The organism is Streptomyces sp. NPDC018045 (genome assembly GCF_044327445.1).
In the GTDB taxonomy this organism is placed as follows: Bacteria; Actinomycetota; Actinomycetes; order Streptomycetales; family Streptomycetaceae; genus Streptomyces.
In genome coordinates this window covers 22,319-29,332 of sequence record NZ_JBIRFL010000042.1, presented here as the reverse complement: position 1 = coordinate 29,332, position 7,014 = coordinate 22,319, and the positions used below count along the sequence as shown (strand labels likewise).

Below are 7,014 nucleotides of genomic sequence, written 5' to 3'. Positions count from 1 at the left end.
GGTTCGATCACCGCCCACAGTTCGTCACTGACCTCCCACGGCTTGCGCCGGGCCATCCTCACCCCCGAGGAACGGCATCACCGTCCCCTCCACCGCGCCACATGAAGATCATTCTGCAAGGACTCGTTACACGTCCAGCGCACCACGCCGACCGCCTCGTAGTTCCCGAGCGCGTGGAGACCACCAAGCCGGAGAAAGGTTGATGGATATAACATCACCCACCTGCTTCTCCATGGGATCATCCGGATCGATGTCTCCGCGTCCATACGGATCGGCGTCAGCGACTACGAAGATTCTCGCGCCCGTTCCTGATACCCGATATCGATGGAAGCCATCCGTGACTGATGCGTCATTGTCGGACTCTACCGAGCACCCCATGGTCGACACGAGGCCACTCAGCTCATCGATTTTGACCCGATGAGTGAACTTCCCGTACATCTCCTTGATCTTCTGCGGAACGACATCCGCGCCTCGAATCAGGCTTCGCACTCGCACGTTGATCCCGAAACACGGCCACTCACCCCCGTCTTCCTGGAACGACAGCTCCACGAGTCCGTAGTCGCGACTGAGGAGACCTGGTGACGCGTTGTCGTAGTAGTCCGGCCCCAGCCTTTGCTCCCATTCAGCGGGCTGGGACCCGATACCTGCGCCCAGCACATCACCACGAACGGCGAGGCGGGCATAGAATTCGAGGTCTGACATCTACTTCTTCTCCAACTTTTCCAGGGCTTCAATCAGGTCATGCAGCTCCTGCGTCCGGTCCTCCTTGAAGATCCATTCAGGATCACGGCCTTCTCTCATGGCCTTGGCGCTATCCTCGAACTGCTCCTTGGCTTCTGTCGTGACCCTCAGCATGTCCGCACGCCTCTTCGGATCCACCCTGAGCTCCTCGATGGCGGCTTCTACCTGCTTTCGAGTGGGCCGAGTCCTATCAAACAGCCGTCACCCTCGCAGCCCTGCTGATGTGAGCGTGACATTTGATGACACAACCTAGCGCGCCAGCCTGTCGGTGCGCCTGTCCGCGGGGGCGTTCTTCCGCGGGGCCTCGGGACCTTCCGGTACGTCCGGCTCGGGGCGTTCCGTGCGCAGAACGCGGTTGACGCGAGCCGTGTCCAGGACGCCTTCCCAGCGGGCGACGACGAGGGTGGCGACGGTGTTGCCGGCGAGGTTGGTCAGCGCGCGGCACTCGGACATGAACTTGTCGATACCGAAGATGAGCATGATCCCGGCGGCGGGGACGGTGCCGACCGTGGACAGGGTGGCGGCCAGTGCGATGAAGCCCGCGCCGGTGATGCCGCCGGATCCCTTCGAGGTGAGGAGCATGACGGCGAGCAGCCCGAGTTGCCCGCCGATGCCGAGGGGGGTGTCGGTGGCCTGGGCGATGTAGACGGCGGCCAGTGAGAGGTAGATCGAGCTGCCGTCGAGGTTGAAGGAGTAGCCCGTCGGTACGGTCAGGCCGACGATGTCGCGGCGGACGCCGAGTCCTTCGAGCTTGCCCATGAGCCGGGGCAGGGCGCTTTCGGAGGACGACGTGCCCAGGACGAGCAGGAACTCCTCGCGCAGGTGGCGCAGCAGTCGGAAGATGTTGACGCCGAGGAGCGCGGTGATGCCGCCGAGGATCACGACGACGAAGAACAGGGATGTGCCGTAGAAGAGACCGACGAGCCGTCCGAGGCTGGCGAGGGTGGCGACGCCGTATTTGCCGATGGTGTACGCCATCGCCCCGAAAGCGCCGACGGGCGCGGCCAGCATGACGTAGTGCAGGATCTTGAAGACCACGGCGCTCAGTCGGGTCACGCCGTCGACGATCGGCTCGCCGATGGGCCCCACGGTCTTGAGGGCGACGCCGAACAGCACCGAGAAGAAGATGACCTGGAGGATGTTGCCCTCGGCGAAGGCGCCGACGCTGCTGGTCGGCACGAGGTCGGTGAGGAAGTGCCACCAGCTCTGGTCCGCCCCCTCCTTGACGTACTGGGCGGCGTCCCCTTCCAGCCGCAGGTCGCCGGGGTGGGCGTGCACCCCGGTGCCGGGCTGGAAGACGTTGACGGTGAGCAGGCCCAGGAGCAGGGCGAGCAGGGTGCCCGCCTGGAAATAGGCGAGCGCCTTGAGGCCGACGCGGCCGACCCGGCCGAGGCTGTCGACGCTGCCGATGCCGGCCACGACGGTCAGGAAGACGATCGGCGTGATGAGCATCTTGATGGCGGCCACGAACGTGGTGCCCACCGGCTCCAGCGCGACGCCCGCCGCCGGCCACAGCCAGCCGGTGAGGATGCCGGAGACGATCGCGGTCAGCACCCAGAAGTAGAGCTGCCGGTACCAGGGCCTGGCGCGGAGCGGGGCCGGGGCGGCGGGCGCGGGTGGTGCCATGGCGTTTCTCCTCGTCGGGGGGAGGGGTACGGCCGGGCAGGGACTCCACGGCTGTTCGAGGTGGTGCGGGCGGCCACTCAGAGGAGTTCGAGGAGCTTGCCCGCGAACTCCGCGGTGGTGGCGGTGCCGCCCAGATCGGGCGTGCGGACGTCCGACTTGGCCAGTACCGCCGCGATGGCACCGGTGACGTCCCTGGCCGCCGCACGGTGGCCGAGGTGGTCGAGCAGCATGGCGGCGGACCAGATCGCCCCCAGCGGATTGGCGACGCCGCGGCCCGCGATGTCCGGGGCCGAACCGTGCACCGGTTCGAACATCGAGGGGAAGTCGCGCTCCGGATTGAGATTGGCGGCCGGCGCGATGCCGATCGAACCGGCCACGGCCGCGGCCAGGTCGCTGAGGATGTCCCCGAAGAGGTTGGAGGCGACCACCACGTCGAACCGGGCCGGGTCCAGCACGAGCTTCGCCGCCAGCGCGTCGATGTGCTCCTGGTCCCAGACCACCCGCGGGTGCGCGGAGCCACGTTCGGCGACCAACTCGTCCCAGAACGGCATGGTGTGCACGATGCCGTTCGACTTGGTGGCCGAGGTGAGCCTGCCGCCGCGGGCCGCGGCCAGCCCGAAGGCGTAGTCCAGCACCCGCGTGACCCCCGCCCGGGTGAACACCGACTCCTGCACGGCCGCCTCCTCCGGAAAGCCGCGGTGCAGGCGCCCACCGATCTCGCTGTACTCGCCCTCGGCGTTCTCCCGTACGACGACGAAGTCGACCTCCCCTGCCACCGCGCCCCGCACCGGGCTGTCGAGCCCGTCGAAGACGCGGATCGGGCGCAGGTTGACGTACTGGCGGAAGCGGCGGCGGATCGGTATCAGCAGCCCCCACAGCGACACGTGGTCCGGCACGCCGGGGAAGCCGACCGCGCCGAGCAGGATGGCGTCCTTGTCGCGCAGCCGCTCCAGGCCGTCCGGGGGCATCATCGCGCCCTCGCGCAGATAGCGCTCGCAGGACCAGTCGTTGTACGAGGTGTACGAGAAGGCGAAGCCGTGGCGGCGGCCGACGGCGTCGAGGACCTGCCGCGCCGGGGGCAGCACTTCGGCGCCGATGCCGTCACCGGGGATCAGGGCGATGCGGTGGTTCGTCATGCGATTGATTGCAGCAACGGGCCCGCGGGCCCGTCCAAGACGCAGTCGCGATCTGCCTGATAAGCAGTGCCTATCTTCGTACGGTCCCGCCCTCGGGCAAGGCCGCTGCCAGGAAGGCCCGCGCGGCAGGGGACAGCCCGGTGCGGCGGCTCACCAGTCCGATGTTCAGCGTGGTCTTCGGCTCGATGTCCAGTGCACGGGCGCCGGCGCGCTCCGCCACCGCACGCCAGGACTCCGTCACCACCGCCAGTCCCACCCCGGCCAGCACCAGGGGAAGAATGGCCACCCGGTGCTCGGTCTCGGCCGCGATGGCGCACGCGATGCCGCGCTCGCGCAGTCCGTCGACGTACGCGCGCATCCCCGTACCGCGCTGCCCGACGATCAGCCGCTGCCCCGCCAGCTCCTCGCACGCCACGCTCGTCCGGCCGGCGAACGGACCGTCAGCGGGCGTCACGAGCACGAAGCGCTGCTCCCCGGCGGGGTGGGAAGCCACCTCCCGGTCCGGCAGCGGGCCCGCCGTGGCCAGCAGCCCGAGTTCGACGGTGCCCGTGCGGACCATGTCGACCACGTCACGGGAGGTGAAGGCCGCCTTGATGGCCACCGAGACCCCCGGGTAGCGGCCGCTGAAAGCACGGATCATCGTGGTCAGCGGCTCCACCGCCTGCGACGGCATCGCCGCCACGTCCACCCGGCCCGTACGCAGTTCGTGCACGGCGGCGACGCCGGCCCGCGCGGTCGCCAGGCTGCGTACCGCGGCGCGAGCCGGCTCGATCAGCGCCCGGCCCGCCTCGGTGAGCACCGCCCGCCGTCCGATCCGGTGGAAGAGCTCGCTGCCCAGGTCGCGCTCCAGTGCCCGCACCGCCTGGGACAGCGACGGCTGGGAGACGTACAGGGCCGACGCGGCCCGGTTGAACCCGTCATGGTCGACGATCGCGAGGAAGTACTCCAGTTGCCGGATGTCCATCCGCCGATTCTCACCCGGGGGCCGGACAACCCGTCCAGTGTGATGCGCCAGACATCCTGAGGGTTGGTTCTGCTCTGTGTTCCGGCCGGTGGTTCCGACCTTGGTGAAGTAGTCGGCGAGGGAGTTGAGGATCTCGTCGGCGGTCTTGGTCCAGGTGAAGGGCCGCGGGTTCTCGTTCCGGGTGTCGATCCACGCCCTGATGTCGTCCTCCAGCGCCTTCACGGAGGTGTGGACGCCGCGGCGGATGAGTTTGTCGGTCAGCAGGCCGAACCACCGCTCGACCTGGTTCATCCAGGAGGTGCCGGCAGGGGTGAAGTGGACGTGGAAGCGGGGGTGTCTGCTCAGCCACGTCCTGATCTCGGCGGTGTCGGGGGGCGTAGTTGTCGCACACCAGGTTCAATCGAGCCCGGCGGGCACTGCTTTGTCGATCCGGACCAGGAACTTCTTGAACTCGATCGCCCGGTGGCGGCGGTGCAGTGCCGATATGACTGTGCCGTCGGCGATGTTGAAGGCGGCGAACAGGCTGGTCATGCCGTGCCGGTAGTAGTCGTGGGTACGCCGCTCGGGCATACCCGGCATCATCGGAAGCACCGGCTGGCACCGGTCCAGCGCCTGGATCTGTGACTTTTGGTCCACGCAGAGCACGACCGCCTTCTTCGGCGGGTGGTGGTACAGCCCGACGACGTCGACGACCTTGGCGACGAACTGCGGATTGGCGGAGAGTTTGAAGGAGCCCTGCAGGCGGGGCTTGAGGTCGAACTTCCTCCAGATCCGGCCGATGGTTGACTTCGACAGGCCGGTACGATGGGCCATCGAGGCCCGTGACCAGTGGGTCTCCTTGCCCGGGGTTGACTCCAGGGTGGCCACGAGGACCTCCTCGACCTGGTCGAGGAGGATCGAGGGCGGCCGACCCGAGCGGGGCTCGTCCTGCAGTCCGTCGAGGCGTTTCGCGATGAACCGGGCCCGCCAGCGGTCCACGGTCGACCTGTCGATACCGAGGTCGGCTGCGGCCTGCTGGTTCGTCCCGCCCTCCGCACAGCGCAGCATGAGCTTGGCTCGCAACGCGAGGAACTGGACGGTTTTGGCCTGCCGTGCCCATTGCGTCAGATGCCTGCGCTCAGCCTCTTCCAGGACCAGGGCGGCGCCTTCGGCCGGCCAATCCAACCAGCGTCCTCAAGCCCAGCCATCCGCTGTGCGGCGAAAGTCCGACGCCACTTGCCGACCGTCTTGGCCTGGACGCCAACGATCCGCGCGACACCTGCGTTTGACACACCGTCAGAACTCCCCAGGACAATGCGGGACATCTCGGCCGAGCGCCGGTGCGGCATTTTCGTCCGGCGCACCAACTCGGCGCGCTCGGCCTCGGACAGCGTGATCGCCACAGCAGAAGGGCCCGGATGTGACATGACAACAGGGTAGTGACTACTGACTTTGTCTGCGCGATGCCGTCAGGGAAAGTCCGGTCGCGGTGAGGCAGCTGTCGATGATGTCGCTGTGGTATTGAATCTGGCGGGGCCGTCGGCGGAGGGCTGCGAGGAGGTGGTCGGGGTCGGTGAAGGCGGTGTTGGCCTGGCAGCGCCTGCGCAGGAGTGACCAGATGCCTTCGACGGGGTTGAGGTCGGGCGCGTGGGGCGGCAGGTAGTGGGTGGTGATCCAGCCGTGGCTGTCGACGAAGGCACGCAGCCGGGCGTCCTTGTGCACATTGAGGTTGTCCCGGATGAGGACGATCGGGGCGCCGAGCTGGTGGTGGGCCGCGATGAGCAGGCCGCGGTAATCGGTCCAGGTGAAGCTTCGGCGCTTGGCCTCCTTGTGGGCGCCGTGCCGCTTGGGACGGAAGATCAGACGTGAGCGTTCGCCGTGCTTGTAGCAGGTCAGAGCAGCGATGGAGAAGCGGCGTTGGGTGCGTCCGCGCACGTGGACCAGCGGGGTGTGCCCGCGCCTGGCCCAGGTGCGGCGGGTCGGCGGCGTCATCGAGAATCCGGCCTCGTCCTCGAAGCAGAGCCAGGCCCCGCACGCCGCCGCGGTGCTTTTGCCCGTGGCCAGGTCTCCTTCAGCCAGCCGGTCACCTTCTCCTCGTCGCGCTCCAGTGCCCGCCGGGCGGGCATCTGATGGCTGAAGCCGTGCCGCCGCAGCATCTTCGCGATGGCGGAGAGGGTGAAACTCTTGTGGAACCGGCGCCCGATGAGCGTCTTGATTCTGGCCAGGGTCCAGGTCTGGTCCGGCCAGCCATGTGCCACTGGTCCCTTGGCCAGCTCTTGTTCCAGCACTGCGAACAAGGTCTCGCTGAGCCCCAACCTGGACGCCGGCCCTTTCGAGCACAGGCCGCGCTGGCCTGCTGCTTCCCAGTCCGGCGCCACCGTTGCACCGACCGGACGCTGATCCGCCGCCTCTTCGCGACCACATGGTTGCTCTGTCCGGCAGCGAACATCCCGGCCGCTTTCATGCGAATGTGTTCGCGAAACGCCTGCCTTTCGGCAGTCAGGCCACCGCCTTGCGGATACCTCATGTCTCCGGCGTACCGCAGCGATCACCACCTGTCAGCCCTGA

6 protein-coding genes and 2 pseudogenes are annotated in these 7,014 nt (G+C 67.9%); all 8 read right to left on the bottom strand.

Annotated elements, in window-relative coordinates; translation table 11 throughout:
- Positions 1-126 precede the first annotated feature (126 nt).
- Positions 127-702: a hypothetical protein gene (locus ACH4EB_RS37080; protein WP_398352873.1), complete on the bottom strand. Its 576-nt coding sequence runs from the start codon at positions 700-702 to the stop codon at positions 127-129.
- Positions 703-879, bottom strand: coding sequence for a hypothetical protein (locus ACH4EB_RS37075; RefSeq protein WP_398352872.1), 177 nt, complete (start codon positions 877-879; stop codon positions 703-705).
- A 111-nt stretch (positions 880-990) separates the two neighbouring features.
- Complete coding sequence (gene dctA, locus ACH4EB_RS37070) at positions 991-2,367, bottom strand: C4-dicarboxylate transporter DctA (RefSeq protein WP_398352871.1); 1,377 nt, start codon at positions 2,365-2,367, stop codon at positions 991-993.
- Positions 2,368-2,444: 77 nt separating this feature from the next.
- Entirely contained in the window at positions 2,445-3,503 is a 1,059-nt protein-coding gene (locus ACH4EB_RS37065; RefSeq protein ID WP_398352870.1) for a tartrate dehydrogenase, read from the bottom strand.
- Between the two features lie 70 nt (positions 3,504-3,573).
- The gene (locus ACH4EB_RS37060) at positions 3,574-4,467 is read right to left on the bottom strand and encodes a LysR family transcriptional regulator (RefSeq protein WP_398352874.1); all 894 of its coding nucleotides are present in this window, start codon (positions 4,465-4,467) and stop codon (positions 3,574-3,576) included.
- 87 nt (positions 4,468-4,554) lie between these two features.
- Positions 4,555-5,654, bottom strand: a pseudogene (locus ACH4EB_RS37055) (IS630 family transposase); the annotation flags it as partial.
- 235 nt (positions 5,655-5,889) lie between these two features.
- Positions 5,890-6,438, bottom strand: coding sequence for a transposase (locus ACH4EB_RS37050; protein ID WP_398352869.1), 549 nt, complete (start codon positions 6,436-6,438; stop codon positions 5,890-5,892).
- Positions 6,435-6,973 (bottom strand): annotated as a pseudogene (locus ACH4EB_RS37045) (winged helix-turn-helix domain-containing protein). Before ACH4EB_RS37045 ends, ACH4EB_RS37050 begins: the two are co-directional and overlap by 4 nt.
- Between the last annotated feature and the right edge of the window lie 41 nt (positions 6,974-7,014).

Excerpts from the sequence above, each read along its gene's own strand:
- ACH4EB_RS37065 (WP_398352870.1), bottom strand. The coding sequence starts at position 3,503 with ATGACGAACCACCGCATCGCCCTGATCCCCGGTGACGGCATCGGCGCC.
- ACH4EB_RS37060 (WP_398352874.1), bottom strand. The coding sequence starts at position 4,467 with ATGGACATCCGGCAACTGGAGTACTTCCTCGCGATCGTCGACCATGAC.
- dctA (WP_398352871.1), bottom strand. The coding sequence starts at position 2,367 with ATGGCACCACCCGCGCCCGCCGCCCCGGCCCCGCTCCGCGCCAGGCCC.
- ACH4EB_RS37050 (WP_398352869.1), bottom strand. The coding sequence starts at position 6,438 with ATGACGCCGCCGACCCGCCGCACCTGGGCCAGGCGCGGGCACACCCCG.
- ACH4EB_RS37080 (WP_398352873.1), bottom strand. The coding sequence starts at position 702 with ATGTCAGACCTCGAATTCTATGCCCGCCTCGCCGTTCGTGGTGATGTG.